Here is a 25,043-nt window from a genome sequence, read left to right as displayed (position 1 = left end):
GTGTAGCAGGGCAGGCAGGGCGCGTACAGACCCCGCCCCGCCCGCCCTGCTACGCTGCCCGGCATGACCAGCGATCCCAGTTACTCCCCCTACGACCCGGACACCATCGACCTTCAGGACTTCCTGAAAATGCGCGGACTGGTCGAGACGGGCGGTGAAGCCAAGTTCCGCGTGCAGGGCGGCGAGGTGCAGCTCAACGGTCAGATCGAGACGCGTCGCCGCCGCAAGTTGAGGCGCGGCGACATCATCGAGTACGCCGGGCAGCGCGTGACGGTGGAGTGGTAATGGGCCTGTACGAGGAGGCCGTGCTGGACTTCCGTAACCGCAAGGACCAGCATTTCGCGGCCGGGAACGGCCCGGTGGACCCGAAAACGTTTCATGGCCTGCGGTACTTCGCGCCGGACGAGTCGTGGGCGTTCACGGTGCTGCTTGACCGCCTGCCGGACGAGGGAGCCGAGTTCACCCTGGAGACGAACACCGGCCAGCCGCGCGTGATGGTGCGGCACGGGCAGGTGACGCTGCCCCTGCCGGGCGGTGAGCGCACCCTGTCGGTGTTCACGCCGCCCGGCGAGGAGCAGCCCGCGCGGGTGTTCATTCCGTTCCGGGACGCCACGAACGGCGCGGCCGAGGGCGGCACGTACGGCGCGGGCCGCTACCTGGACGCCGCGCTGGACCGGCAACTGGGCGGCGAGGGCGCGCTCGTGCGGGTGGATTTCAACCTCGCCTACCACCCGTACTGCGCGTACGGGGACGGCTGGACCTGCCCGCTCCCCCCCCGCGAGAACTGGCTACCGGACGCGGTCACAGCCGGCGAACGCCTGCCCTGACCCGCGCACCAGCCTGTCAGGAGGTTGCACCGGATCAATCCGGGCAGCGGCAGGCAGGAGAAGAGTACGTTGCGGATGTGAGGTTGGCATCCCGTTGATGTTCCGGGGGGTGATACAGACGACCGTCCGCATTAGCGGGCGATGACGGCCGCGTACAGGTCCGTCACGCCTGCCCGGTTCAGGGCGTCCTGGCAGGCCAGCATCGTATTGCCGCTGGTGAACACGTCGTCGATCAGCAGGATCGGGCCGCCCGGCAGGGCGTCTGGACAGGCCCGGAACGCGCCGCGCAGGTCCTCGCGCTGCGCGGCGTGACGGCGGGCCTGCTGAGCGGTGTGACGGATGCGCTGCAGGCCCGGCACGCACGGTACGCCCAGCTGAGCGGCCACCGCGCGGCCCAGCAGTTCCGCCTGATTAAAGCCCCGCTGCCGCTGCCGGGCGGGGTGCAGCGGCACGGGCACGACTGCCTGCACGTTCCAGTGGGCGGGCACGCCCCCGGCGAGGGCCTCGCCCAGCACGGCGGCGAGGTCGCGGGCCTCCCCGAACTTCAGGGTGCGGACCACGCGGCGGTTCACGCCCCGGTACGCGCCCAGCGTCACGAGGTGCGGGACCGGCGGCTGGGCACGCAGGGGACTGTGCGCCTCCACGTGGGCGTGCAGGTTGGCCCGGCACCCGGCGCACAGTCCGGCGGCGCGGCCCAGTTGCCCGCCGCATCCGGGGCAGGCGCGCGGCAGCAGGGCGCGCAGGGCGTCCCCGAGAAGTTGCGCAGCGTTCAGGAGCCCACCGGTTGCAGTTCATCAATGAACAGCGGCGGCTCGTTGTCCTGGATGCGTTGCCACGCGGCGTTCAGGCCGGACGGGTCGAGCAGGGGCGCGGCCAGCGAGAAACTTGCGATGTGATGCGCGCACACGCGCCGCACGCCGCTCTCGCCCAGGCGGGCACGTTCGGCTGCACTCAGCAGCGCCGCGAAGGCGGCCGGGTCGCCCAGCGCGGGGTGGCTGCCCTCACGGATCGCGGCGCGCAGGAACGCGGCGACCTCGGCCGGGTTCAGCCAGAAGCCGAACATCAGTTCGTCGGACAGGTCGTCCAGGCGGCGCATCTGCCCGCTGCCCATGCCCCGGCGGATCAGGGACCGCGCGAGGTCCTGGCGTTCCAGGCGCAGCGCCGCGTACTGAGCCAGGCTCAGTTGCTCGCGGGGGCGCGCGACCCGGCCGCCCACGGCGCGGCGCAAACGGTACGCCAGAACGTAGCCCTGGTACTCGCGCAGCAGTTCGCTGACTGGCGTGGTCACCCCCTCAGTGTACGGGCCCCGTCACCTTCCTGCACGGTTGATCAGGGCGCGGGTGTCGGTCCCGGTCAGGGCCGGGCCGCGCAGGACTGCACGGAAGGCAGACAGGCGGGACAAAGGACACCTGCGCAGCGTTTAAGCTGTGCAGCACAACCCTCCAGCCCAGGCCCCCCCAGCCCCCAGCCCATGTCCGCTGTGCCGGCAGATTCCGCGCCCGCGTTTCCCGCTGCGTTCACTCCGCCTTCCTGACCCATTGCCCCGTCCGAACCAGAGGAGAACACCACTTCCATGTATCCACTCAGACGCCACCATGAATTCGAGTACCGCTCCCATAGCGGTGAGGACCAGCTGGGCCGCGTGGACATCTGGACAGACGTGGCCGCCGCGCGCGCCGTGCTGGTCCTGCGCGACCTGCCCTCCCAGGAGGCCGCGTGCGCCCTGAACGCCCTGAACAACACGGTCCTGCCGTACCTGCTGCGCCCCGACACGAATCTGCTGATCCTGGTGCTACATCCAGGCGAGGCGGGCGTGAAAGCCCGCGCGCTGGTGCTGCCGCAGAGCGCCTGATCCGGACTGCTGTCTGATACGGATTCCGATTGAAGGGACTGCAAGGCCCCTTCAAACGCAGTCGCTAAGGGAACTGGTTGGAAAAGCTGGTGCTGTCACTCCAGCACGAAGCGCACGCCTTCCTCGAAGGTGACGCGCGCCACGTCCGCGCGGGGAAGCACGGCGTTGCGTTTCCAGGGCATCCATTCGGTCTGACCGGCGGCGCTGCGCAGGAAGCCGCGCACGCCGATCTCCACGTAGCGGGCCGGGCCGCCCAGCAAGGCGCTCAGGCCCGCGCGCAGGGCGTCCGGGTCGCGCAGGGGGCCGGTCAGACGGGCCGAGGGCACCTCGTCCGCCGCGCCGCCAGACTCAAGGGCGTTCAGCGCGGCCGGGTGGGGACGGTACAGGTCCACGGTGAAGCCGTCCAGGGTCAGCAGGGCCGTGCGGGCCTGCGTGACCGGCAGCGGCTGCGTGAACGCCACATGGATGTCCAGTTCAAAGCCGCGCACGCCCTTGTCGGTGCGGGTGCTGGCTGGACTGTTGCTGGCCGGACTCTTGCCGGCTGAATTGCTGCCTGTCGGGTCGCTCATGCGGCCGCGCTGGCTTCCAGTTGCTTGCGGTGGTTGTTCAGGTGAATGGCGACCATGCGCATCCAGTCCATGGCGTCCAGTTCCCCGAAAAACGGGTGCCACAGCGTGCGGCCCGGCGTGGGGCGCAGTTCCGCTGCGGCGCGCTCCAGGCCAGCGCGGCTCTGCGCCCAGCGGGTCTCCAGGTCCTCCCAGGCCAGGCCCGCGTCGCTGGGGCGGGTGTGGGGCGGGGCGACGCGGCGGCCGTCCGGGGTGGTCTCGCCGGGCGCGCGGGGCGTGGGGCGCAACTCGCGGTCCGAGAGCAGCAGCGTCACGCCGCGCGCGATGGAATCGTTGATCAGGATCACGTGCTCGGCGTCCTGCGCGGGGCTCCACTCGCGGCCCGGTTGCACGCGGGTCCAGTCGGCCTGCCGGGTGCGCAGCTGAGCCCCGAAGCGGTCGAGTTCCTTGTTCAGTCGGGCACGCACGTCGTCGGGCGTGGCGCCCATCACGGCCAGCACCGCCGGGTCCGTCAGGGGTTGTGTCATGCCGTCAGTGTAGCGTCCGGTGCGCGCAGGCACCCCGTTTCCCCGGTGCGTATCACTTCCTCTCACTGCCTCGCGGTCAACGTACGGGCTGGCCGATCACTTCCCGGCCGCCCAGGTAGGGGCGCAGCGCGGCGGGAATGCGGATCGTCCCGTCAGCCTGCTGGTGGTTTTCCAGCAGCGGTACCAGGATACGGGGCGCGGCGACGCCCGTGTTGTTCAGGGTGTGCGCGTACACCAGTTTGCCGCCCGCGTCGCGGTAGCGCAGGCCGGTGCGGCGGGCCTGCCAGTCGCCCAGGTACGAGCAGGAGTGCGTCTCGCGGTACACCTGTTCGCTGGGCACCCAGGTTTCGATGTCGTACATCAGGACTTTGCCCGCGCCCATGTCGCCCGTGCAGTTCTGCACGACGCGGTACGGGAGTTCCAGGGCCGCCAGGAGCGCCTCGGCGTTGCCCAGGATCTTCGCGAACCATTCCAGGGCGACCGCCTCATTGGCCTCGCACAGCACGTACTGCTCGACCTTGCGGAACTCGTGTACGCGGATCAAGCCGCGCACGTCCCGCCCGGCCGATCCGGCCTCGCTGCGGAACGCGGCGCTGATCGCGGCGAACGTGATCGGTAGCTGCTCCAGGCTCAGTTGTTCCCCGGCGTACAGGCTATTCACGGGCACCTCGGCGGTCCCGGCCAGCATCAGTTCGTCGCCCTCGATCCGGTACACCTGATCCTCGCCGCCAGGGAAGTGCCCGCTGCCCACGAACGCCTCGGGCCGGGCCAGGGCGGTGGTGGACAGCGGCGTAAGGCCCCGCCCGGACAGGAAGTTCAGGGCGAACGTCAGCACCGCCATCTCCAGCATGACCGCCTCACCTTTCAGGAGGTAGCTGCGGCTGCCGGAGACGCGGGCCACGCGTTCCGGGTCACTCCAGCCCTGTTTTTCCAGCAGGTCCACGTGATCGAGCGGCGTGAAGTCGAACCCGGGCAGCTGCCCTTCGCGGCGCAGTTCGACGTTCTCGCTGTCGTCCTTTCCGACCGGCACGGAGGCGTGCGGGATGTTCGGCACGCGCAGCAGCATGACCTTCAGGGTGTCCTCGTGGGCGCGCAGGGCGGGTTCCAGGCCCCTGAGTTCCTCGGCGAGGTCCTTGCCTTTCTGGATCAGGGCGGCGCGCTCGTCGGGCGCGGCTTTCGGCACGAGCTTCGCGTTGGCGTTGCGTTCGGCCTGCATGGCTTCCACGCGCTGCTTGAGTTCCACGAGTTCGCGGTCCACGCGCAGCAGGTCGTCGATGTCGATATCCACGCCCTTGACCTGCGCGGCGTGCTTGACGGCCCCGGCGTTCTCACGGATGAATTTGAGGTCCAGCATCACAGCCTCCAGAGACGATCAGTCACCGTCAAGTCAAGCGAGGGGCCGCCCCTGAGCGCCTTGCCAGTCATCAGTCGGCGTCCACGGTGCGGGGCACGCGGATGTGCCCGTCGGGCATGCTCTCGGGAGCCAGGGCGGTCACGGCGTCCTGCGGAAAGACCCCGCCGGGCACGTCGTCACGCAGCACGTTCACGAGATCGACCGGGCGCTGCATCTCCTGCACGCCGCTGGTGTCCGCCTCGCCCAGCAGGTCGAAGTACCCCAGCACGCGGGTCAGGTCGGCCTGCATGGCGGTGCATTCCTCCGGAGTCAGGTGCAGCCGGGCAAGCTGCGCGAGGTGGTCTATCTGGGCCGCGTCGATCATGCCCGGAAGTATAGAGCAGTTCTGCGAATGACGGCCCCTGCAAAAGAGGCTCCTGACGCACCTATTCTCCGTCCTGATCGTCAAAATTCATTCGCTCCGCTCGGCCGCCAGGGGTCTGGGCCGCCAATGCTCTGGGCGGCCAATGCCCTGGGTCGCCAATGCTCTGGTTGGCAGGTGCTCTGGGCGGCAGGTGCGGCCTCCCGTCCCCGTCTCCTGGCGTACCCTGGCGACGTGCGACCGACCCGTCCGGCTCTCCTGCTGAGCTTCTCGCTACTGACGTGCGCGCAGGCGCAGGCCCCGCTGGGCGTGCCGGAGGCCGTGGCGCGGCTGTTCAGCGGGCCGGTGCAGGCGGCGTGGCTGGCCCCGGACCTTCAGGCGGCCCTGAGCGCCGAGGGGCTTCAGGCGGCCCTGGACGGTCTGCGCGCGCAACTGGGGGCGTTTGTGAGCGCCGGAACACAGGACGGCGTGACCGTGGCCGTGTTCGAGAAGGGACAGCTGGGCGTGCAGGCCGCGCTGGACGACCAGGGGCGTTTTATGGGCCTGCGCTTCATGCCGCGGGTGGCGAACGCGGACGCGACCGGGGCCGGCTCGCCGCGTGAGCTGCTCAGGCGCATCTTCAGCGGGCCGCTGGACCCGGCGCTGTTCGCCCCGTCCTTCCTGGAGGCGCTGCCCGAAGCGCAGTTGCGGTCTTTCCTGGACGGCCTGCGCGCCCAGTACGGCCCGCTGCGGGACGTGCAGGTCAGCGCGACCCGCACTGCCCTGATCTTCGAGAACGGCCCGCTGAACGTCACGCAGTTCACGCTGGACGACCAGGGCCGCGTGACCGGGCTGGTCGTCGCGCCCGTCTCGCCGGACGTGACCTTCGCCATCCCCGACGAGGCGCGCGCCGCCTTTGCCGCGCTGCCCGGACAGGTCAGCCTGGTCGTGCAGGAGGTCGGCGTTCAGGGCGGCGCCCCGCTCGTCGCCCTGAACGCCGCGCGGCCGCTGGCGGTCGGGTCCACCTTCAAACTGGCGATCCTGGCCGAGTTGCAGGCGCAGGTCAGCGCCGGGCAGCGCGCCTGGACCGACGAGCTGACCCTGACGGACGCTGAGCGCAGCCTCCCCAGCGGCACCCTGCAGGACGCGCCGACCGGCAGCCGGTACACCCTGCGGGACCTCGCGGCGCGCATGATCTCGCAGAGTGACAACACCGCCACGGACCTGCTCCTGAACGCCGTGGGCCGCGCGGGCGTCGAGGCCCGCTTCGGTCAGTGGCCCTTCCTGGGCACCCGTGAAGCCTTCGCCCTGAAGAACCCCGCGAACGCCGCGCTGCTCGCGGAGTACCGCGCCGCCGTCCTGAACGTCCCGGCGCGGCGGGCCGTGCTGGAGCGGGCGCGCGTGGCCCCGCTGCCCGCCGCTTCTATCTTCGCGGGCGGCCCCCTGGCGCGGGACGTGGAATGGTTCGCCAGCACGGAGCGCCTGTGCCGCCTGATGGGCGAGGTCGCGGCCCTGAAGGAAACGCAACTGAATCCCGGCGTGGCCGACCCGACACAGTTCCGCAGCGTCAGTTACAAGGGCGGCAGCGAACCCGGCGTGCTGAACCTGACCACCCAGGTGACCACGCAGGCGGGCCGCACGTACTGCGTGAGCGCCACCTGGAACGACGCCCGCGCCCTGAACGACCCGCAGTTCCTGGCGTTGTACCGCGGCGCGCTGCGTCTGCTGCGCTGAGCCCCGCCCCCTCGACCGCCCTCAGCACGCGCTCCCTGAAGGTTCGCTCAGGGTTCCTCACGCGGCGTCAGGCAGGGCCGCGCACAGTGAAGGGCATGACGCCCCGCATCCGCACGGCCCTGCTGTCCACCGCCCTGCTGTCCACCGCCCTGCTGTCCACCGGCCTGATGGGCGCGCTGTCCGCCCAGGCCCAGACGAGCATCTTCACCATTCCGAGCCTGCCGCCTCGCAGCGCCGCGACACCGGCCCCCACCACGCCCGCACCTGTCACGCCCGCACCTGTCACGCCCGCTCCTGTCAGCCCGGCGCGGCCCGCCCTGACCCCGGCGCTGAACCCCGCCCTGACCACCCCGCACAGCGCCACCCTGAGCGGCCCCGCCAGCCTGCGCGGCGGGCAGGACACCCTCTGGACCTTCAACCTGACCAACGAGGGCGAGGCACCCATCGAGTTGCAGCACGGAGCCTGCGACGTGCGTTTCGAGGTCCTGAACGCCGCCGGTCAGGTCGTGCGCGCCACCCCCACGAACACGATCTGCACCATGCAACTGGTCGTCACGAGCGTCGCGCCCGGCGAGACCATGGACGTGCAGAACGTCCGCTGGAACGGCCGGGGCACGGACGGCAAGGCCCTGCCTGCCGGAGAGTACACCCTCCGCGCATACTTCAACGGGGCGGGCGTGAGCATCGTCGCCGCAGACTACCCGGTCACGCTGGAAGACTGAACGCCCCCCACCGGATCACGGAACAGCGGGCCGCCTCCCACGCCGCCCGCTGCTTCATGCCGGTCTGTCAGGGCGCCTGAACAGCTGCCCAGTCGGCTCGCAGTTGCGCGAGTTTCACGCTGTCCCAGCGCTGCCCGGCCCAGGCGCGGGCCTGCGGGATGCGGGCGCACTCGCGGAAGCCGGTGCGGGCGGCGGCGCGCACCATGCGTTCGTTTCCGCTCCAGGTGGTCAGGGTCAGGACGTGCGCCTCTGTCTGGGCGAAAGTGGCGTCGGCCCACAGCCGCAGCGCCTGCGTGCCCAGTCCGCCGCCCCAGTGCCGGGGGTCGAAGATCAGCACGCCAAGTGTCCACCAGCCGCCGCCCGCCGGGGCTTCCTCGTAACGGGTGACCTGCCCGACGCACGCGCCGCTGAGCGCGATGATCTGCCCGTGCGGGTCGGGGGCGCGGCGGTGCTCGCGGGCCGTGAAGTCCGTCAGGGACAGCGTGGACGGCCCGCTGTCTGCGTGAAAGTACGGGGCGTCCCAGCGTTTCCATTCCGGGTCGCTCTCCGCGTGCAGCCAGCGCCAGAGGGTGGGCAGGTCGTCGTCGCGGCGGTCACGCAGGGTCAGCGTCGGCAGGTTCTTGGGCTGTGTGGGCATCGGCGCGCAGCGTACCCCGGCCGGGCGTGTGGGGGCACGCGCCTTTTGCCGGATGCAACTCCTCATGTCCGGGGTGCGTAATTAGGGCATGAGCGATGGTACTTCCGGTCCGCTGACGCCCCCCGACTCCCTGCTGAAAGCGCCGGACGCCGTCCCGGCCGTGCGGGCGCAGGAGGCGCCGGAGATGGTGCCGCTCTCCGCCGAGGACCGCACGCGGCTTGACCAGATGGCCCGCGCGTTCGCGCAGGACGTGCTGAGCGCCGGGGCACACACCCCGGAATTCAAACGCAAACTGGACGCCGTGCATGAACTCGGCCTGCCCGAACAGCGGGCCGCCGCGCAGAGCAGCAACCGCATGCTGGACCGCCCGCTGCGGGCCACCAAGGTCGGGGCGCTCGCCGAGGGCAGCGACATCCTGCGCGGCCTGACGGACCTGCGCCGCACGGTCGAAGACCTGGACCCCAGCCGCGCGGCCACGCCCCGCCGGTTTCTGGGCCTGCTGCCCGGCGGCAAGAAGGTGCAAAGCGCACTGGACAAGTACCAGAGCGCGCAGTCGCACCTGAACGGCATCCTGGAAGCCCTGTACCGGGGTCAGGACGAGTTGCGGCGCGACAACGCCACCATCGAGACCGAGAAGGTGCACCTGTGGGACACCATGCAGAAGCTCCGGCAGTACGCGCACGTCGGGAAGGCCGTAGATGAGGCCCTCACGCAGCGCCTTCAGGAATTACAGGCCACCGACCCCGACAAGGCCCGCATGGTCAGCGAGGAACTGCTGTTCGCCGTGCGGCAGCGCGTCACGGACCTGCTGACGCAGCTGGCCGTCAGTATTCAGGGGTACCTGGCGCTCGACCTCGTGCGGCGCAACAACCTCGAACTGATCAAGGGCGTGGACCGCGCCACGACCACCACCGTCAGCGCCCTGAAAACCGCGCTGATGGTCTCGCAGGCCCTTGGCACGCAGCAGGCCGTGCTGGGGCAGGTAACAGCCCTGAACGACACGACCGGCAAGATGATCGGCTCGACCGCCAGCCTGCTGCGCCAGCAGAGCACCGAGATCCAGCGCCAGGCGGGCAGCGCCACCGTGGACCCGCAGATCATTCAGGCGGCCTTCCGGGATGTGTACGGCGCGCTGGACGCCATCAGTTCGTACCGTCAGCAGGCGCTGGAACGCTTCCAGGACACCATGCAGGTACTCGACAAGGAGGTCGCGCAGGCGCAGACGTACCTGGACCGCGAACGGCAGCAGGCGTCCCGCGAACTCGCGCAGGACCTGAACGTCACGCCGCAGGGCGAACTGAAAATCTGATCCGGATTGGGGGCGTGGACCTGGCGACCCGGCGTGTTGCCGGGGTGTGAACGCACCAGAAGGCGGTCTGTATCAGCCGCCCCTTTCCTCGACCTCGGCCTGCCGCTCGCTCCAGGCGGCCATCTTCGCGTCCAGTTGCACTTCCAGGTCGTGGGCGGCCTGCCCCAGCGCCACGAAGTCCGCGTCGGCGGGCGCGGCGTTCAGGGCGGCCTGCGCCTGTTCCAGTTCTCCTTCCAGGCGGGCGATGTCCGCCTCGATGGCCTCGACCTCGCGCTTGAGGTGCCACAGGCCCTTCACTTTCGGCGCGGCGGGTCTCGGGGCGGGTTTTGGCGCGGCGGCCAGCGCCCCTGCTTCCAGTTCGGCGGCCGTGCGGTGCTTGGCCTTGTAGTCCTCCCAGCCGGGGTACTCGAAGAACTGCCCGTCCTCGATCAGCCAGATGCGGTCGGCCAGACCCTCGATGAAGGCGCGGTCGTGGCTGACCATCATCAGGGTGCCGCCAAAGTCCTCCAGCGCGGCTTCCAGGCTCTCGACCATCTCCATATCCAGGTGGTTGGTGGGTTCGTCCATGACGAGCAGGTTGTGGTCCTCCTGCGCGAGTTTCAGCAGGGCCAGGCGCGCCCGCTCGCCGCCGGAGAGAATCCGGGTCTGCTTGTCGTGCTGGTCGTAGGGGAACATGAACGTGCCGAGCAGGTCGTGCGCCTGGGGGTCTTTCTGGGTGTAGGTGCGCGCCACGTCGTACAGCGTGTCGTTCGGGTCCACGCCGCGCAGCGCCTGATCGTAGTACCCGACCGTCACGCGCGCCCCGGTCAGCAATCGCGTGCGGGGGTCGTCGCTTTTCTCCAGGCCCAGCAGGGTGCGCAGGAAGGTGGTCTTCCCCGCCCCGTTACGCCCGATGATGGCGACGCGTTCGCCCCGACGGATCTGCACGTTCACGTCCCGGAACAGGGTGCGCCCGCCGGGCAGCACGCGCGTCACGTGCCGGGCGTCCAGGATCACGTCGCCACTTTCCGGCGCATGGAAGGTGATGCGGGCCGTGCGCTGGTCGGCAGGCGGGGCAGTGGTCGCGCGGCTTTGCATGCGGTCCACGCGGGCCTGCATGGCCTTGGCCCGCCGCGCCAGTTTGCTCATGCCCAGGCCCCAGATCTTCATGCGGTCCGCGCTGGCCTGCAGGCTGGCAATCTGCTTGCTCTCGATGGCGTGCCGGGCGGCCTGCTGCTCCTGCTCGACTTCCAGCAGTTCACGGAACCTGGTGTAGTTCCCGGGGTACAGCTTCAGGGTGCCGCCGCGCAGGTACGCGGTCTCGCGGGTCACGGTGTCCAGGAACGTGCGGTCGTGACTGATGACCAGCACCGCGCCCGGGTACCGGCCCAGGAAGGACTCGAGCCACTCGACCATCACGATGTCCAGGTGGTTGGTGGGCTCGTCGAGCAGCAGCACGTCCGGGTTCTCGACCAGCAGCGCCGCAAGGCCCAGCCGGGTGCGTTCCCCCCCACTGAGGCTGGACGCCAGGTCAGCCTCACGCCCCCGGAACCCGAAGGCCAGGGTCACGGCGTCCTTGCGGCTGCGGCGCTCGAACCCCCCGCGACGCTGGTAGTTCTCCAGGAGCGCCTCGTGGTGCAGGATGCTGTCCGGCGTGCCGCTGCTCATGGCGGCGGCGGCAGCGCTCAGTTCGGCTTCCAGTTCATCGAGGTCCTGGAAGGCGGCGTTCAGGACGCTGTCGATGGTCGCGCGGTCCGGGAACACCGGATCCTGTTGCAGCGAACGGACCCGCACGCCAGGCGCGCGTTTCACAGTGCCCCCATCGGGGGTAAGCCGCCCGGTCAGGAGCCCCAGCAGCGTGCTTTTCCCGGCACCGTTGCGGCCGACCAGACCCACCCGGTCGCCCGGCTGCACGGCGAAATTCACTTCACTCAGCACGGTCAGCGGACCGTACTCCTTACTGGCGTCCACGGCGGCAACAAGCACGCCCCGCAGTATACGCGTGTCACGAAATTGTCGGATTTTTCCCGTAAACTATGACGTGATGAAGGTGACGGCCCACCCAGGAGTGCTTAAGCTCCGTGTAAACCTCCGGGTCGCTCCCCTGACCGCTCTGCTCCTTTTGGGTGGCCCTGCGTTCGTTCCGGCAGCCGGGGCCACCGCGCAGAACGCCCGTACCCAGCTGGCCGCCGTCACGACCACGCCGCGTCTGGCCCTGGCGCAGGGCCGTGTGGAACTGCTGGACGCTTCGGGCGCCTGGGTGGCGGGGGGCGTGCCGGGCACCGAGTTGAGCACGTCACTGCGCACCGGCACGGGCCGCGCCCAACTGAAGTTCGGGGCCGGGCAGATCGTGGTGGGCAGCGCGTCACGGGTGCGCCGGCTCCTGAACGAGGCGGAGCTGCTCGACGGCCGATTCTTCCTGTACGGGCCGGTTGCCGTGCACGTGCAGGGCGCACACGTCGTCATGGAAGACGCTGGGCAGATGCGGGTGGACCTGAGCGGCAGGGCAAACCGCCGCGTGGCCGTCTTGCAGGGGCAGGCGCGCCTGAGCCTGAACGGCCGGGTCGTGACTGTGCGCGCCGGGCAGCAGATGGACCTGGACAGCGCCAAGGTCACGGCTTTCGGCGAGGAGGACCCCTGGTACGCCTCGCAGTACCGGGGGCTGGGCGACGCGACCATCGAGGCGACACGCGGGCAGGTGCGCGTGGACCGCGCCGGGCAGAGCCGCGTGGCCGTTATCGGGGACACACTGGACTCCGGCGTGACCCTGAACACCGCCGCCGGCGCCTGGGCCGAGGTGGGCTTCACGGGCGGCGGGTACCTGCGCCTGAACGAGCAGAGCGAACTCAGGGTGCTGGCCGTGGAACGCACCGACCGGGGCCGCGAGATTCTGCTGAAACTCGTGCGCGGCACCGCCTGGAACGTCGTGGAAAAGGGCCAGGGCGGCTACCGGCTGGACACCCCGGTCATCAGCACGGCCGTGCGCGGCACAGTCTTCCGGGTGGATGCGAGCGGGACCGTGAAGGTCTTCGAGGGGCAGGTGGCGCTGCCCGGCGCGGACGACCAGTCCGTCAGTGCCGGGCAGCAGCGCGCCCAGGCGGGGGGCGTGGAGGCGTTGCGCCTTGACGCGCTGGACCGCTTCAATCAGGCGCTGGACGCCGAACGCGCCCGGCCGCTCACGCTGGACCTGCCGTCCGGGAAGGTGCAGGTGCAGCACCTGACGCTGCTGGCGCGCAGCCTGCCGGACGCAGCGGTGCAGGCCAGCGTCGCCGGGCGCACCATGACGCTGGGCGGCAAGGACGGTGTGTTCCGTCTGGACCGCCCGGAAGACACCCTGACGGAAGGCCCGCACCGCGTGACCGTCACCGCCACCCGCTACTCGCAGACCCTGACGCGCCGGGTGACGCTGATCATCGACCGGACCGCGCCGACCGTGACCGTGCAGGGCCGCCGGGAGGGACGCGCGCTGATCCTCACGGGCCGCGTGCAGGACGCCAGCCTGACCCTCACGACCCGCAGCGCCCCCAGCAACCGCGTGACGCTGCGGGTCACCGTGAACGGTGTGACGTACACCCGCACGGTCACGGCCGGCCACCCGGACTTCCAGTGGACGCTGCCGCTGGCCACTCCGGGCAGCCCGGTCACCCTGAACGCCACAGACGAGGCAGGCAACGAACGCCATGTTGAGATCCCCTGACCGCTCGCTGGCGCTGTACACCGTCCCGGTGGCGGCGATCCTGGCGCTGCTGCTGACCTTCATCCTGCCGGACAACGTCCGCCTGTGGGACGCCCTGAACCGCGCCCTGCCCGGAGCTCCAGAGCAGCGGGTCGTGTTGGTCGGCATCGATGACGCCTCGCTGCGCGACTACGGCCGCATCGGCGACTGGCCCCGCGAGCTGTACGCGCAGGCCCTCGGAACGCTGGAGCAGGCGGGCGCGACCGCCATCGGCATCGATGTGCTGTTCAGCGACCCTGCCCGGAACGACAGCCGCCTCGCCGACGCGTTCAGCCGGCCGAACGTGGTGCTGGCCACCGCCCCCGGCGAGAGCCGCCAGTTGGCCAGCCCCGACTGGCTCTCCCCCACCGGCGTCAGCGCCCTGAACGTCAGCCCGGACGGCGTGGTCCGCACCTTCCAGACCGGGTACCCGGGCCTGCCGGAGGGGAAGGGGAACGCCCGCCCGGTCACGGACAGCACCGCCGCGCAGGCCAGCGCCGCGCTGCACCCCAGTTTCGCGCAGCAACTGGCTGTCGCCGCCGGACGCAACGTGCCGCTGGACACCCAGGCGCAACTGCTGCGTTACAGCGCCCCCAGCCAGGACCGCCTGCCCGTCATTCCGTTCCGGGACGTTGTGAACGGCAACGTCCGCTACGGCGACATTCAGGGCAAGATCGTCCTGATCGGCCTGACCGCCAGCGGCACCAGCAACGTCATCCTGCGCGACGTGACCGGGCAGGTCGTGCCGGGGGTCGTCATGCAGGCCCGCGCCGTGTCCAGCCTCCTGAGCCCACCCTTCACGCGCCTGCCCACGTGGCTGACCGCGCTGCTGGCCGTCACGGCCGCCGTCAGTGCCGTCCTGGCGCGCGGCGTGTGGGGGTTCGCGCTGGCCCTGCTGATGCTGGCCCTCGCCGCTCGCCTGTGGGTGGACAACATCCTGCTGCCCGGCGTGACCCTCTCGCTCGCCGCGATCCTGGGCACGGCCCTGGTGGCCCTGGAACGCTGGTGGAACCTGCGCAACCTCAGCATGCGCGACCCCCTGACGGGCTTTGGCAACCGCGTGGCCTTCACCCGCGCGCTCGAAGGGCGCTGGGCCGCCCGCGCTGCCCGCCCGCTGGGCCTGCTGCTGGTGGACCTGAGCGGTTTACGCAAGGTCAACGAAGTCTACGGCCTGCACGCGGGCGACGAACTGCTCAGTGACCTCTCGGGGCGCATCCTGCAACACAAGCGCCGCAGCGACCTGCTGTTCCGCTGGGGTCCCGACGAATTCGCGGTGCTGCTTGAAGGTGCCAGCGTGCAGGACATGACCGCCACCACGCAGCGCATCGAGGACGCCGTGCAGGAACTCAGGTACCATGACGTGCCGCTCCGTGTCAGCATCGGCGCGGCCCGCACCGGCCCCGACATGCAGACGCCCGCCGATCTGGTCGAGGCGGCCAGCCGCAGCCGCTACCGGGCCAAGTACGAGCGCGAACAGCGCGGCTGAACGGACAGGCAATGGGAAGTGGCCCGCTGTCTGCGACGCAGAGGCGGGCCATTTTCATGGGTGAATCTCTCCGGGTTCCGGAAGCGGGGCGAACGGCAGTGCCCGGCCCACTCCCCGCTGCCTACTGTCCCCTCACGGCCCGACGAGCAGTGTCCAGATGGCGGGGTTGGCGACCCAGCTGTACCAGATGTTGGGCAGGAGCCCCAGGGCGGTGACGCCGACCACGCCGAGCGTCACGGTCAGGGTGGTGGGGGCGCGCTGCCCGTGGGCGTACTCGCGGGCGGGGGTGCGGTCGGGCATGAACATCAGCATGGCGGGGCGCAGGTAGTACACCAGCGCGGCGACGCTGCTCAGGGCGGCCAGGACGCTCAGCCACTCGTAGCCGTTCTGGAAGGCCGCCTGGAACACCAGGTACTTGCTGAAGAACCCGGCGAAGGGGGGCAGGCCCGCCAGCGAGGCGAGGCACACGGCCAGCGCGGCTGCATAGGCCGGGTGGCGGTGGTACAGGCCGCGCAGGTCGGAGACGCTCACGCCTTCCTCGCTCCGTTGCAGGGCCGCGAGGATGGCCAGCGCGGCGGCGGTCATCAGGGTGTACACCAGCAGGGAGTACGTGAGGGCCGCGCCGCCCGCCTGCGGCGTGCCGAGCAGGGCCATGGCCAGGAAGCCGGTGTGCGCGACGGCCGAGTAGGCCAGCATGCGTTTGAAGTTAAGTTGCCGCAGCGCGGCGAGGTTCCCGACAATCAGGGTCGCGGCGATCAGGACCTGAAGCACGGCGTGCCAGCCGGGCGCGTCGGCCAGTGCGCCGCCGAAGACGCGGAGCATCCCGGCGAACGCGGCGACCTTCACGACGGTACTCAGGAACAGGCTGACGCTGGTGGGCGCGCCGCCGTACACGTCGGGCGTCCACTGGTGGAAGGGGGCCAGGGCGACCTTGAAGGCGAACCCGCACAGCAGCAGCAGCGCCCCGCCGACCAGAATGCCGGTGTTCTCGGGCGCCAGGACGCTGGCCTTGGCGGCAATGGCGGCGTAGTTGAGGCTCCCGGTCGCGCCGTACACGAAGGCGATGCCGTAGATCAGGACGGCGCTGCCGGCCGCGCCGAGCAGGAAGTACTTCAGGCCGCTTTCCTCGGCGCGGCGTGAGCCTTGCAGGGTGGCCAGCACGTAGCCGCTGAGGCTCATGATTTCCAGGCCGATCAGCATGACGATCAGGTCGCCGGAAAAGGCGATCAGCAGGCAGCCGGTCACGGCGTACATGAGCATCGCGTCGAATTCCGGGAAGGACACGCGGGCGCGCCAGGCGGTGTCCAGCGTGACGAGCAGCGTCATGAGGGCGCCGGTCAGGATCACGAAGGCCAGCAGCAGCGCGGCGTTGTCGGCCTGCAAACTACCGCCGAACGAGCTGACGCCCCGGTTCCAGAGCGTGCCCAGGCTCAGGGCCGACAGCAGCGTGGCGGCCAGGTTAATGAAGGTCAGGGTGCGGCGGCCCAGCCAGAAGCCCAGCAGGGTGCTGGACAGCGCCCCGGCCAGCACGATCAGGACCGGCAGCAGTGGCGTCAGGGACACGTCGGGTGGCTGGAGCATGTCAGTTGCCTCCCAGGGCGGTCAGGACGGCGCGCACGGCGGGCTGCATGAGGTTCAGGGCGGGCGCGGAGTACACGCCGAACAGCACGGCCACGGCCAGCGGCAGGCCCAGGATCAGCCACTCGGTGTGCACCAGATCCGGCACGCGCAGCCCCCCGGCGGGCCGGGCCTGCCAGAAGGTCGTCTGGAAGGCGCTCAGGGCGTACGCGGCGGCGGCGATGGTGGTGATGCCGGCGATGAACGCCAGCCAGGGGAACACCTGGTACGCGCCGAGCAGGATGCTGAATTCCCCGATGAAACCGGCCATGCCCGGCACGGCGATACTGGCGAACCACAGGGCCATGGTCAGGCCGCCCAGCGCGCCCGCCTGGGTCATCACGCCGCCCACGCGGGTATCGAGGCTGCCGGTGCGTTCCTGAAGCATGCCGACCGACAGGAACAGCGCGCCGGTGTACAGGTTCTGGAAGGCCAGCAGGTACATCGCGCCGATCACGGCCGTCTCGTTCAGGGAAAACACGCCGAGCGCCACGAAGCCCATGTGGCTCAGGCCCGCGTAGGCCAGCAGGCGTTTCCAGTCGGTCTGGCCGAAGGCGATCCACGCGGCGTACAGCGCCGTGAACGCCGCGAGACCCATCAGGATGGGGCGCAGTTCCAGGCTGGCGTCCGGGAACAGCGGAATGGCGAAGGTGAACAGGCCGTAGCCGCCGACCTTGTACAGGGTGCCCATCACGTCGGGAATGCCGCTGTCGTGGTTCTGCTCGTGAAAGTCCGGCAGCCACGCGTGTAGCGGCCACAGCGGCAACTTGACGGCCATGGCGGCCAGGAAGCCCAGGTACAGCCAGGTCTGGGCGGGGCCCTGCACGAGGTTCTGTTTCAGGTCGGTCATGGCGAAGGTGGGACTGCCGCCGATGTAGCGCACGCCGATGATGCTGACCAGCATCAGCAGACTGCCGAACAGCGTGTAAGCCGCGAATTTTACGAGGGCCGCCATGCGCCCGGACTTGCCGTAGATGGCCAGCATCAGCAGCGCAGGGATCAGGGCGTCCTCGAAGAACACGTAGAACAGCATCAGGTCCTGCGCGGCGAAGATGCCGATCAGGCCCGTTTCCATCGCCAGGATCAGCGACAGCATCGGCCCCGGATTGGGAATGCGGCGCGCGGCGTACAGGATCGCGATGAAGGACATCAGCGCCGTGACGAGCGCCAGCGCGAGGCTCACGCCGCCCAGCTGCACCGAGTACGTGATGCCCAGCGGCGGAATCCAGTCCCAGCGGAACAGTTCGGAGCCGCCGCCCCGCCAGATGGCGAGGCCCGCGCCGAGCGTCAGGGCGGCCATGAAGCCCGCGACCTCATCGCGGAAGCGTTTCGGAGTGACCAGCAGCAGCAGACTGCCCGCCAGGGGCAGGAAGATCATGAGGGTGGGAAGCCAGTCGGTGAAGGTCATGTGCCACTTCCAATGGTCTTGAGGGCCCAGTAGCCGATGATCCCGGCCGTGCCGAGCAGCATGCTGACGGCGTAGGCGCGCACGAAGCCGCTCTGCCACAGCGTGAACAGCCCGCCGGGAGCGCTGGCGTTGCGGCCAACGGCGCTCAGGGCGTCGTCGGTGGCCCGGTCCAGGGTGTCCAGGCCGCCCGCGACGGCGCGGCTGGGATGGCCGACCACACCGTCGTACAGCGCGTCGAGGTACAGGCTGTTGCGGCTGAGTTCACCCAGTGGGCCGGAGGCCAGCGCATTCCGGCGGTGCGCCAGGAACGCCCAGCCCAGGCCCAGTACGCCCGCCAGGACGGCGAGGACGGTCAGGCGCCACTCGGTGCTGGCCGCGATCTCGTGCGCGTGCAGCGGGACGGCGCGGCCCAGGTACGTGTCGAAGGCGTGCCCGCCGCCCAGGAAGGTGGGGATGTTCAGGAAGCCCGCCAGGGTCGCCAGCGCCGCCAGGATGCCCAGCGGGATCTTCGTCAGGGTGTCCGCCTCGTGCGGTTGGCCGTGCCCACGGTACGCGCCGCGCCACACCAGGAAGTACCAGCGGCCCATGTAGAACGCGGTGAGCAGCGCCACGCCCAGCCCGATCAGGTACAGCGCGAGGTTCTGCTCGTACGCGGCGGCCAGGATGGCGTCCTTGGAAAAGAAGCCGCTCCAGACGGGGATTCCGGCAATGGCCAGCACGCCCGCCACGGACACGAGGTGCGTGAACGGCATGAATTGATGCAGGCCGCCCATCCGGCGGACATCCTGCTCGTCGTGCAGCGCATGGATCACGGCGCCCGCCGCGAGAAACAGCAGCGCCTTGAAGAACGCGTGCGTGAGCAGGTGGAACACCCCGGCCGAGTACGCGTGCAGGCCGACCGCCATGAACATGTAGCCCAGCTGTGACACCGTGGAGTACGCCAGGATCTTCTTGATGTCCGACTGGTTCAGGGCGGACAGCGCGCCGTACAGGGCGGTCAGGCCGCCCACCCACGCGACCCATGTGCTGGCGTTCGGGGCCAGGTCGTACAGGAAGTGACTGCGCGCCACGAGGTACACGCCGGCCGTGACCATGGTCGCCGCGTGGATCAGCGCCGAGACGGGCGTGGGGCCCGCCATGGCGTCCGGCAGCCAGGTGGTCAGGGGCAACTGGCCGCTCTTGCCGACCGCGCCGACGAGCAGGAACAGGCACGCCAGTTCGATGCCCGCCTGCGCGACCTGCGCGCCCTCGACCCGCTCGGCCAGTTCGGGGATCGACAGGGTGCCGTACAGCTTGAACAGCAGGAACATGCCCAGCATGAAGCCCAGGTCCCCGACGCGGTTCATGATGAACGCCTTGCGCGCCGCGTTGGAGTTGCTGACCGCCTCGGCGTCGCTGGCGGCACGCTCCTGAGCGTCACTGGACCCGCTGCCGCGGCCACTAAACCAGAAGCCGATGAGCAGGTACGACGCCATGCCCACGCCCTCCCACCCGACGAACATCAGCGGGTACGAGTCGGCCAGCACCAGGATCAGCATCATGGCCACGAAGAAGTTCAGGAACGCGAAAAAGCGCGTGAATTTCGGATCGTGGCCCATGTACGAGATCGAGTACAGGTGAATCAGGAAGCCCACACCCGTGATGATCAGGGCCATCAGGGCCGACAGTTGATCCAGCCAGAATCCCACCGACAGGTTGGCGTTCAGCGCCATATTCGGCAGCCACGTCCACAGCACCTCGTGGGCGGGCGCGCCCTGGTTCAGGTAACGGAGGACGGCCAGGGCGAACGCCGCGCCGACCAGACCCGTCGCCAGCCAGCCGCCGGTCTTGCCGGGCAGCAGGCGGGGCAGCGTCATCAGGACCGCGAAGCCCAGCAGGGGCAGCAGGGGCAGCAGGTACAGAGGAAGACTATCCATGACCACTCAGCCTTTCAACGCCGCGAGGTCGTCCACGTTGGTGGTCTCGCGCTTGCGGAAGATGGCGACGATGATCGCCAGACCGATCGCCACCTCGGCGGCGGCCAGCGTCATCACGATGAACACGGCCGTCTGACCGGTCGGGTCGCCCCACGACCGCGCGAACGCCACCAGCGCGAGGTTCGCGGCGTTCAGCATGAGTTCCACGGACAGGAACACCATGATCGCCGTGCGCCGCGTCAGGACGCCCACCATGCCCAGCGCGAACAAGACGCCCGACAGGGCCAGATACGACGTGGTAGGAACCATCAGGCACGCACCTCCCCTTCACTGCTCAGGGCGGCCGGGCGCGGCACCTGCCGCCGCTCCTGGGGCGCCCCCACGTCTTCTTCCAGTTCATCCGGCACGCCGTCGGGCTGCGCTGCGGGGCGCTGCACGAGCGCCACGGCGCCCACGATCGCCACGAGCAGCAGGATGCTGACGGCCTCGAAGGGCAGCAGGAAGCGGGTGAGCAACGTCTCCCCCATCACCAGGGCCGTCCCGCCCCGGAGTGCCCCGGCCCCCTCGGCCAGCGGGCGGGGATCTTGATAGGTGAAGGCCAGCACCACGAACGCCCCCGCCAGGAGTGTCCCGCCGATCCCGGCGAGTTCCCGCACGTACGGCACCGGGTCGCGCGACGTGACCGGCTGGTTGGCGTTCAGGAGCATGATCACGAACAGGAACAGCACCATCACCGCGCCCGCGTACACGATCACCTGCGTGGCCGCCAGGAACGACGCGTTCAGCGTGGCGAACAGGCCCGCCACGCACAGCAGCGTGCCCACCAGCCCCAGCGACGCGTGCACCGCGTTCCTGGCGGCAATCGTGATCACGCCGCCCACGATCGCCAGCGCGCCCAGCAGGATGAACGCCAGCATCATGGGCGGCCCCTGCGGGGTGTTGCTGGGTGATGGGTGATGGGTGTTGGACCACAGACCAGGGGCGCACGGCAGTCACGGGTCACCTGCCACCGACCATCAACCGTCAACTGTTCACGTTCTTTCCTTGTCACGGGTACTTCACTCCTTCCAGTTCCGCGCGGGGCGGCCCCTCAAGCTGGAAGCCCAGGCGCACGGGTTTCCCGCTCCGGGCGGCCTCGCGGCGCTGCGGGAGGCTTCCGGTCACGCCAACGAGCATGTCTTCCTTGGCGTACACGAAGTCACCGGCGCGGTAGTCGGCCATCTCGAACTCGTTGCCCATGACGACCGCGCCGGTCGGGCAGGCTTCCTCGCACATGCCGCAGAAGATGCAGCGCAGCATGTTGATCTCGTACACCTTCGCGTAGCGTTCGCCGGGCGCGGTGGGGTTGGCCGGGTCGTTCTCGGCGGCCTCCACGTAGATGGCGTAGGCGGGGCAGGCGGCGGCGCACAGCGAGCAGCCGATGCATTTTTCCAGGCCCAGTTCGCCGGGGCGCTGGCCGGGGTGCCGGGTCAGGACGTGCCGCCCCCGGAAGCGGGGTTGCAGTGTGGCGCGTTGTTCGGGGTAACTGACGGTCACGGGCTTCTGGAACAGTTTCCCCAGCGTGACGCCCATGCCCTTGGCAATCTCAAGAACGCCCATGTGTGGCTCCTTTGTGAGTGGGAAGTGGGGAGTGGAAAGTGGGCAGTGGGTGAAAAGCAGACTGCGGCTCCAGCACCGCGCAGCCCCTCATCAGTCGCCTCCGGCGCGGACGGCTTCGCTCTCGGGGCGGCGCACGGTGGGCCGGTTCCACAGGACGCGCACGCGGTCGCTCATGAGCAGCAGGGCCAGCAGACCGGCGAGGCTCAAGACGCCCAGGAACCACAGGCCGCCGGACCCGCGGAACGCCAGAAACGCGGCGGTGACGACGGTGTTCGCCAGGGCCAGCGGCAGCAGCAGTTTCCAGCCGAAGCGCATCAGCTGGTCGTAACGCAGCCGGGGCAGCGTGGCGCGCACCCAGATGAACAGGAACAGAAAGAACGCGATCTTGGCGATCAGCCACACGAGCGGCCAGTCGGACACGCCGGGAATGACGGCGTTCAGGAATTGCGGGCCTTTCCAGCCGCCGAGGAACAGGGTGGCCATGACGGCGGACGCGGTGATCATGTTCACGTACTCGGCCATCTGGAACAGCGCCCACTTGATCGCGGAGTACTCCGTCAGGTACCCGGCGACGATCTCCTGCTCGGCTTCCGGCAGGTCGAACGGCGTGCGGTTGGTTTCCGCGAACGACGAGATCAGGAACAGCGCGAAGCCCAGCGACTGGAACAGGATCAGCACGCCGTTCTGCGCCTGCCAGCCCACGATGCCGTGGAAGGAGGTCGTGCCGACCAGCATCAGCAGGCCCAGGATGCTTAGGCCCATGCCGAGTTCGTAGCTGATCATCTGCGCGCTCGACCGCAGCGCGCCCAGCATGGGGTACTTGCTGCCCGACGCCCAGCCGCCCAGGAAGATGCCGTACACGCCCATGGAGGTCAGGGCCAGCAGCGCCAGGATCCCGGCGTCCAGGTTGTACACCCAGGGGTTCTCACCGAACAGGCTCCCGGCCGGGCCAGCCGGAATCCCGCCGAAGGCGGTCAGGGCCATGCCGATGGCGACGATGGGCGCCAGGGTGTACACGAGTTTGTCGGCCAGCGTGACGGTCAGGTCTTCCTTGAAGATGCTCTTGATGGCGTCGGCGGCGGGTTGCAGCAGGCCCATGGGACCCACGCGGTTCGGACCGTGGCGGATCTGCATGCGGCCCAGCAGGCGCCGCTCGATCAGGGTCATGTACGCGAAGGTGGTCAGCAGGCCCAGGACGACCAGCACGGCCTTGAGCAGCGAGATCAGCAGCGCGGCGATCAGGTCCGGCATCAGTCGCTCCCCCCGGCGCGGGCGGGCGGCGCGGCGGGCGCTCCGGGCAGTTGCCAGTCGCTATGCACGAGTTCCTCGATGCGGTCCACCCAGCTGAGCGGGCGGGCGTGCATGCGCTCCGTCCAGAGCGTGGGCGTGTGCGGCGCGGCGGGACCCGCGAAGGTCCGGCGGAAGGTGTGCAGCGCGCCGCGTGCGGGCAGGTCGCTCAGGTCCAGGCCCAGGTGGTCGGCCAGGAGTGCCTGTGCGCCGCGCAGCCCGCGCGCGGGGGCCTTGACCCCCAGCGCCTCGGCCAGGGCGCTCAGGGTGCGGATCAGGTCGGCGGACTCGCCGCTCTGAATGGCGGCCGGGTGCAGGGGCAGCAGGCGGCCTTCGAGGTTCTGCACGGTGCCGCGCTTCTCGTAGTTCGTGACGGCGGGCAGGACCACGTCCGCCAGTCGGGCAGTGGCGGTCAGGTGCGTGTCGTGCACGACCGTGAATCCGGCAGCGCGCACGCCGGGGTCCAGGCGGCTGATGAACGCCGCCGGCGCCTCCTGTGCCCGCCAGACCGGCAGGCCGCCCGCGCGCGGCACGAGGTTCAGCGCCGCCAGGCCGCGGCTGTTCGCGGCGGCCGGAATGGCGATGACCCTGGCGCCGGTGCGCGAGGCGAGGTCCGTCAGGTTCGCGCTGAACGACCCGCCCGCGCCGCTCAGAACGTCCGCGCCCAGGATGATCACGGGCCGCTCGGCGCCGTCGAGCAGGGCCACGACGGCCCTGAGTTCATCGGTGTCCGGGTGGGTCAGGCGGGCCAGGGCGCCCTGGCTGTCCGCGCTGACGCGGTGCCCGGCGTGCGCCCACAGGCGGCTTTCCCGGCCGATCACGGCCAGCCGCTCGGGCCGCCGGGCAGGGCGTTCCACGAGACGCAGGTCCGCGATGGCCGTTCCGTGCGCGAACTCCGGCGGGATCAGGCCGCCGCGCAGCGCCTCCAGGATCCGTAGTTCCAGCACGGGCGCTTCCTCGCCCAGGTCCGCGCCGATCACCACGATGGCGTCGGCAGTCGCCACGTCCGTCAGGGTCGCCTGCGGCGCCGTGACACTCACCTCGTAGCGGGGGGCGTGATCCACGCTGCGGGTACCCGTCGCGGCGGCCAGGGCTTCCAGGGCCGCGCCTTCCTCCAGCGTGCTGTCGGCGCCCAGGTACAGCGCCACGTCCGCCGTGCGCATGCCCGAGAAGCCGCGCTTCATGGCGTCGATGGCGGCGTCCCAGGTGGCCGCGACCAGTTGCCCGTCCTCGTCGCGGATCAGGGGTGTGGTCAGGCGCTCCTCGCTGGCGAACACGTGACCAAAGCGGCCCGCGTCGCAGATCCACGCCTCGTTCACGTCCCGGTTCTCGCGCGCCACGATGCGTTCCAGGCGGCCGTTGCGGGCGTCTACCGTGATGGAGCACCCGACCGGGCACAGCGTGCAGGTGGTGGGTGTGTGGTCGTACTCCCAGTTGCGGCCCCGGAAGCGCGCCACGTTGTCCAGCAGCGCCCCCACCGGGCAGATGTCCGTGATGTTCCCCGAAAAGCCCGTGGGCAGCCCGCCCTCCTGCGTGTCGATGAAGGTGTGCCCGCCCCGCTCGATAAAGTCCAGCACCTCCTGGCCCGGCACCTCCTCGAAGTAGCGCACGCAGCGCTTGCAGTGAATGCAGCGCTCCTGATCCAGAATCACGAAATCAGACAGCGGATAGTGCTTGTCCGCGTGCCGCCGGTCAAACCCGAAGCGGCTCGCGCCGTACCCGTACTCGAAGGCGCGGTCCTGCAACTCGCACGCGCCGCCCTTGTCGCAGGTGGGGCAGTCCAGCGGGTGGTTCAGCAGAGTGAATTCCATCATGCCCGCCTGCGCCTTCGCCACGACCTGGCTGGTTTTCGCGCTGCGGATGTGCATGCCCTCGGTCGCCTGCATGGTGCACGACGCCATGGGTTTGGGGAACCAGAACACTTTTGGCGTGGCCGCGTCCCCCTCCCCTTCCATCACGAACGACCCGTCCGGGTTCCTGCGCGGCGACCCGGATTCCACGAGGCACATGCGGCACGCCCCCACCGGACTTAAATACTTGTGCGCGCAGAAGTACGGCACGTCCCCACCCGCCGAGAACACCGCATCTATGGCGGATGTTCCGGCGGGCAGGTCGATCTCGGTTCCGTCTACAGTGACTTTCATTTTCGCACCTCCCGGCAGGCGGTG

24 protein-coding genes are annotated in these 25,043 nt (G+C 69.9%); 8 read left to right on the top strand and 16 right to left on the bottom strand.

Going from position 1 to position 25,043, the window contains the following annotated elements:
- Positions 1 to 63: 63 nt before the first annotated feature.
- On the top strand, positions 64 to 285 hold the full coding sequence (locus QZ271_RS01360) for an RNA-binding S4 domain-containing protein (RefSeq protein ID WP_291428252.1): 222 nt from the start codon (positions 64 to 66) through the stop codon (positions 283 to 285).
- Entirely contained in the window at positions 285 to 827 is a 543-nt protein-coding gene (locus QZ271_RS01355) for a DUF1684 domain-containing protein (RefSeq protein ID WP_291428250.1), read from the top strand. Before QZ271_RS01360 ends, QZ271_RS01355 begins: the two co-directional genes overlap by 1 nt.
- Positions 828 to 958: 131 nt before the next feature.
- On the opposite strand, the gene QZ271_RS01350 is transcribed toward QZ271_RS01355, so the two are convergent.
- On the bottom strand, positions 959 to 1,558 hold the full coding sequence (locus QZ271_RS01350; RefSeq protein WP_367114287.1) for a ComF family protein: 600 nt from the start codon (positions 1,556 to 1,558) through the stop codon (positions 959 to 961).
- A 38-nt stretch (positions 1,559 to 1,596) separates the two neighbouring features.
- Positions 1,597 to 2,115: a hypothetical protein gene (locus QZ271_RS01345; protein ID WP_291428248.1), complete on the bottom strand. Its 519-nt coding sequence runs from the start codon at positions 2,113 to 2,115 to the stop codon at positions 1,597 to 1,599.
- Between the two features lie 285 nt (positions 2,116 to 2,400).
- Between QZ271_RS01345 and QZ271_RS01340 the strand changes: the two genes are divergently transcribed.
- A complete protein-coding gene (locus QZ271_RS01340; protein ID WP_291428246.1) occupies positions 2,401 to 2,679 on the top strand; it encodes a hypothetical protein in 279 nt (92 codons plus the stop codon).
- A gap of 95 nt (positions 2,680 to 2,774) precedes the next feature.
- On the opposite strand, the gene QZ271_RS01335 is transcribed toward QZ271_RS01340, so the two are convergent.
- The 4 genes from QZ271_RS01335 to gatC all read right to left on the bottom strand — a co-directional run bounded on the left by QZ271_RS01335 (position 2,775) and on the right by gatC (position 5,490).
- Positions 2,775 to 3,248: a hypothetical protein gene (locus tag QZ271_RS01335; RefSeq protein WP_291428244.1), complete on the bottom strand. Its 474-nt coding sequence runs from the start codon at positions 3,246 to 3,248 to the stop codon at positions 2,775 to 2,777.
- The gene (locus tag QZ271_RS01330) at positions 3,245 to 3,772 is read right to left on the bottom strand and encodes a DinB family protein (RefSeq protein ID WP_291428242.1); all 528 of its coding nucleotides are present in this window, start codon (positions 3,770 to 3,772) and stop codon (positions 3,245 to 3,247) included. Before QZ271_RS01330 ends, QZ271_RS01335 begins: the two co-directional genes overlap by 4 nt.
- A 76-nt stretch (positions 3,773 to 3,848) precedes the next feature.
- Positions 3,849 to 5,126 carry a serine--tRNA ligase gene (gene serS / locus QZ271_RS01325; RefSeq protein WP_291428240.1) on the bottom strand — a complete coding sequence of 426 codons (1,278 nt, stop codon included), beginning with the start codon at positions 5,124 to 5,126 and terminating at the stop codon, positions 3,849 to 3,851.
- Between the two features lie 70 nt (positions 5,127 to 5,196).
- Positions 5,197 to 5,490, bottom strand: a complete 294-nt coding sequence (gene gatC / locus QZ271_RS01320) for an Asp-tRNA(Asn)/Glu-tRNA(Gln) amidotransferase subunit GatC (protein WP_291428239.1) — start codon at positions 5,488 to 5,490, stop codon at positions 5,197 to 5,199.
- 231 nt (positions 5,491 to 5,721) lie between these two features.
- On the opposite strand from gatC, the gene QZ271_RS01315 reads away from it, so the two are divergent.
- Entirely contained in the window at positions 5,722 to 7,200 is a 1,479-nt protein-coding gene (locus tag QZ271_RS01315; protein ID WP_291428237.1) for a serine hydrolase, read from the top strand.
- A gap of 95 nt (positions 7,201 to 7,295) precedes the next feature.
- A complete protein-coding gene (locus QZ271_RS01310) occupies positions 7,296 to 7,922 on the top strand; it encodes a BsuPI-related putative proteinase inhibitor (RefSeq protein ID WP_291428235.1) in 627 nt (208 codons plus the stop codon).
- 67 nt (positions 7,923 to 7,989) lie between these two features.
- Here QZ271_RS01310 and QZ271_RS01305 read toward each other — a convergent pair whose 3' ends face one another.
- On the bottom strand, positions 7,990 to 8,559 hold the full coding sequence (locus QZ271_RS01305) for a GNAT family protein (protein ID WP_291428233.1): 570 nt from the start codon (positions 8,557 to 8,559) through the stop codon (positions 7,990 to 7,992).
- 88 nt (positions 8,560 to 8,647) lie between these two features.
- Here QZ271_RS01305 and QZ271_RS01300 point away from each other — a divergent pair, with 88 nt between their 5' ends.
- On the top strand, positions 8,648 to 9,868 hold the full coding sequence (locus QZ271_RS01300) for a toxic anion resistance protein (protein WP_291428231.1): 1,221 nt from the start codon (positions 8,648 to 8,650) through the stop codon (positions 9,866 to 9,868).
- A 72-nt stretch (positions 9,869 to 9,940) separates the two neighbouring features.
- Here QZ271_RS01300 and QZ271_RS01295 read toward each other — a convergent pair whose 3' ends face one another.
- Entirely contained in the window at positions 9,941 to 11,833 is a 1,893-nt protein-coding gene (locus QZ271_RS01295; RefSeq protein ID WP_291428229.1) for an ABC-F family ATP-binding cassette domain-containing protein, read from the bottom strand.
- 136 nt (positions 11,834 to 11,969) lie between these two features.
- Here QZ271_RS01295 and QZ271_RS01290 point away from each other — a divergent pair, with 136 nt between their 5' ends.
- Together QZ271_RS01290 and QZ271_RS01285 are read left to right on the top strand one after the other, a co-directional pair.
- The gene (locus tag QZ271_RS01290; RefSeq protein WP_291428227.1) at positions 11,970 to 13,544 is read left to right on the top strand and encodes a FecR family protein; all 1,575 of its coding nucleotides are present in this window, start codon (positions 11,970 to 11,972) and stop codon (positions 13,542 to 13,544) included.
- Positions 13,528 to 15,048 (top strand): CHASE2 domain-containing protein, encoded by a 1,521-nt coding sequence (locus tag QZ271_RS01285; protein WP_291428225.1) that lies wholly within the window; start codon positions 13,528 to 13,530, stop codon positions 15,046 to 15,048. The genes QZ271_RS01290 and QZ271_RS01285 overlap by 17 nt, the downstream gene beginning before the upstream one ends.
- A gap of 132 nt (positions 15,049 to 15,180) precedes the next feature.
- Here the strand turns inward: QZ271_RS01285 and QZ271_RS01280 are convergent, their stop codons facing one another.
- From QZ271_RS01280 to nuoG, 8 genes are all read right to left on the bottom strand, one after another.
- Complete coding sequence (locus QZ271_RS01280; RefSeq protein WP_291428223.1) at positions 15,181 to 16,629, bottom strand: NADH-quinone oxidoreductase subunit N; 1,449 nt, start codon at positions 16,627 to 16,629, stop codon at positions 15,181 to 15,183.
- A gap of 1 nt (position 16,630) precedes the next feature.
- The gene (locus tag QZ271_RS01275) at positions 16,631 to 18,073 is read right to left on the bottom strand and encodes an NADH-quinone oxidoreductase subunit M (RefSeq protein ID WP_291428221.1); all 1,443 of its coding nucleotides are present in this window, start codon (positions 18,071 to 18,073) and stop codon (positions 16,631 to 16,633) included.
- Positions 18,070 to 19,989, bottom strand: coding sequence for an NADH-quinone oxidoreductase subunit L (nuoL, locus tag QZ271_RS01270; protein ID WP_291428219.1), 1,920 nt, complete (start codon positions 19,987 to 19,989; stop codon positions 18,070 to 18,072). The genes QZ271_RS01275 and nuoL overlap by 4 nt, the downstream gene beginning before the upstream one ends.
- Positions 19,990 to 19,995: 6 nt before the next feature.
- A complete protein-coding gene (gene nuoK / locus QZ271_RS01265; RefSeq protein WP_291428217.1) occupies positions 19,996 to 20,298 on the bottom strand; it encodes an NADH-quinone oxidoreductase subunit NuoK in 303 nt (100 codons plus the stop codon).
- Positions 20,298 to 20,909 carry an NADH-quinone oxidoreductase subunit J gene (locus QZ271_RS01260; protein ID WP_291428215.1) on the bottom strand — a complete coding sequence of 204 codons (612 nt, stop codon included), beginning with the start codon at positions 20,907 to 20,909 and terminating at the stop codon, positions 20,298 to 20,300. Before QZ271_RS01260 ends, nuoK begins: the two co-directional genes overlap by 1 nt.
- Before the next feature lie 127 nt (positions 20,910 to 21,036).
- The gene (gene nuoI / locus QZ271_RS01255; RefSeq protein ID WP_291428213.1) at positions 21,037 to 21,588 is read right to left on the bottom strand and encodes an NADH-quinone oxidoreductase subunit NuoI; all 552 of its coding nucleotides are present in this window, start codon (positions 21,586 to 21,588) and stop codon (positions 21,037 to 21,039) included.
- Between the two features lie 90 nt (positions 21,589 to 21,678).
- Positions 21,679 to 22,839, bottom strand: a complete 1,161-nt coding sequence (gene nuoH, locus QZ271_RS01250; RefSeq protein WP_291428211.1) for an NADH-quinone oxidoreductase subunit NuoH — start codon at positions 22,837 to 22,839, stop codon at positions 21,679 to 21,681.
- A complete protein-coding gene (nuoG, locus tag QZ271_RS01245) occupies positions 22,839 to 25,019 on the bottom strand; it encodes an NADH-quinone oxidoreductase subunit NuoG (protein WP_291428209.1) in 2,181 nt (726 codons plus the stop codon). The genes nuoH and nuoG overlap by 1 nt, the downstream gene beginning before the upstream one ends.
- Between the last annotated feature and the right edge of the window lie 24 nt (positions 25,020 to 25,043).

It is taken from the genome of Deinococcus sp. (assembly GCF_018260555.1).
Taxonomy (GTDB): domain Bacteria; phylum Deinococcota; class Deinococci; order Deinococcales; family Deinococcaceae; genus Deinococcus.
The sequence above is the reverse complement of the archived record's forward strand: the minus strand, read 5'-3'. Positions and strand labels throughout refer to the sequence as shown.

What these genes read in the sequence shown, in the direction of transcription:
- QZ271_RS01360 (WP_291428252.1), top strand. Translation starts at nt 64, where the DNA reads ATGACCAGCGATCCCAGTTACTCCCCCTACGACCCGGACACCATCGAC.
- QZ271_RS01355 (WP_291428250.1), top strand. Translation starts at nt 285, where the DNA reads ATGGGCCTGTACGAGGAGGCCGTGCTGGACTTCCGTAACCGCAAGGAC.
- QZ271_RS01340 (WP_291428246.1), top strand. Translation starts at nt 2,401, where the DNA reads ATGTATCCACTCAGACGCCACCATGAATTCGAGTACCGCTCCCATAGC.
- QZ271_RS01335 (WP_291428244.1), bottom strand. Translation starts at nt 3,248, where the DNA reads ATGAGCGACCCGACAGGCAGCAATTCAGCCGGCAAGAGTCCGGCCAGC.
- QZ271_RS01330 (WP_291428242.1), bottom strand. Translation starts at nt 3,772, where the DNA reads ATGACACAACCCCTGACGGACCCGGCGGTGCTGGCCGTGATGGGCGCC.
- serS (WP_291428240.1), bottom strand. Translation starts at nt 5,126, where the DNA reads ATGCTGGACCTCAAATTCATCCGTGAGAACGCCGGGGCCGTCAAGCAC.
- gatC (WP_291428239.1), bottom strand. Translation starts at nt 5,490, where the DNA reads ATGATCGACGCGGCCCAGATAGACCACCTCGCGCAGCTTGCCCGGCTG.
- QZ271_RS01310 (WP_291428235.1), top strand. Translation starts at nt 7,296, where the DNA reads ATGACGCCCCGCATCCGCACGGCCCTGCTGTCCACCGCCCTGCTGTCC.
- QZ271_RS01305 (WP_291428233.1), bottom strand. Translation starts at nt 8,559, where the DNA reads ATGCCCACACAGCCCAAGAACCTGCCGACGCTGACCCTGCGTGACCGC.
- QZ271_RS01300 (WP_291428231.1), top strand. Translation starts at nt 8,648, where the DNA reads ATGAGCGATGGTACTTCCGGTCCGCTGACGCCCCCCGACTCCCTGCTG.
- QZ271_RS01285 (WP_291428225.1), top strand. Translation starts at nt 13,528, where the DNA reads ATGTTGAGATCCCCTGACCGCTCGCTGGCGCTGTACACCGTCCCGGTG.
- QZ271_RS01280 (WP_291428223.1), bottom strand. Translation starts at nt 16,629, where the DNA reads ATGCTCCAGCCACCCGACGTGTCCCTGACGCCACTGCTGCCGGTCCTG.
- QZ271_RS01275 (WP_291428221.1), bottom strand. Translation starts at nt 18,073, where the DNA reads ATGACCTTCACCGACTGGCTTCCCACCCTCATGATCTTCCTGCCCCTG.
- nuoL (WP_291428219.1), bottom strand. Translation starts at nt 19,989, where the DNA reads ATGGATAGTCTTCCTCTGTACCTGCTGCCCCTGCTGCCCCTGCTGGGC.
- nuoK (WP_291428217.1), bottom strand. Translation starts at nt 20,298, where the DNA reads ATGGTTCCTACCACGTCGTATCTGGCCCTGTCGGGCGTCTTGTTCGCG.
- QZ271_RS01260 (WP_291428215.1), bottom strand. Translation starts at nt 20,909, where the DNA reads ATGATGCTGGCGTTCATCCTGCTGGGCGCGCTGGCGATCGTGGGCGGC.
- nuoI (WP_291428213.1), bottom strand. Translation starts at nt 21,588, where the DNA reads ATGGGCGTTCTTGAGATTGCCAAGGGCATGGGCGTCACGCTGGGGAAA.
- nuoH (WP_291428211.1), bottom strand. Translation starts at nt 22,839, where the DNA reads ATGCCGGACCTGATCGCCGCGCTGCTGATCTCGCTGCTCAAGGCCGTG.
- nuoG (WP_291428209.1), bottom strand. Translation starts at nt 25,019, where the DNA reads ATGAAAGTCACTGTAGACGGAACCGAGATCGACCTGCCCGCCGGAACA.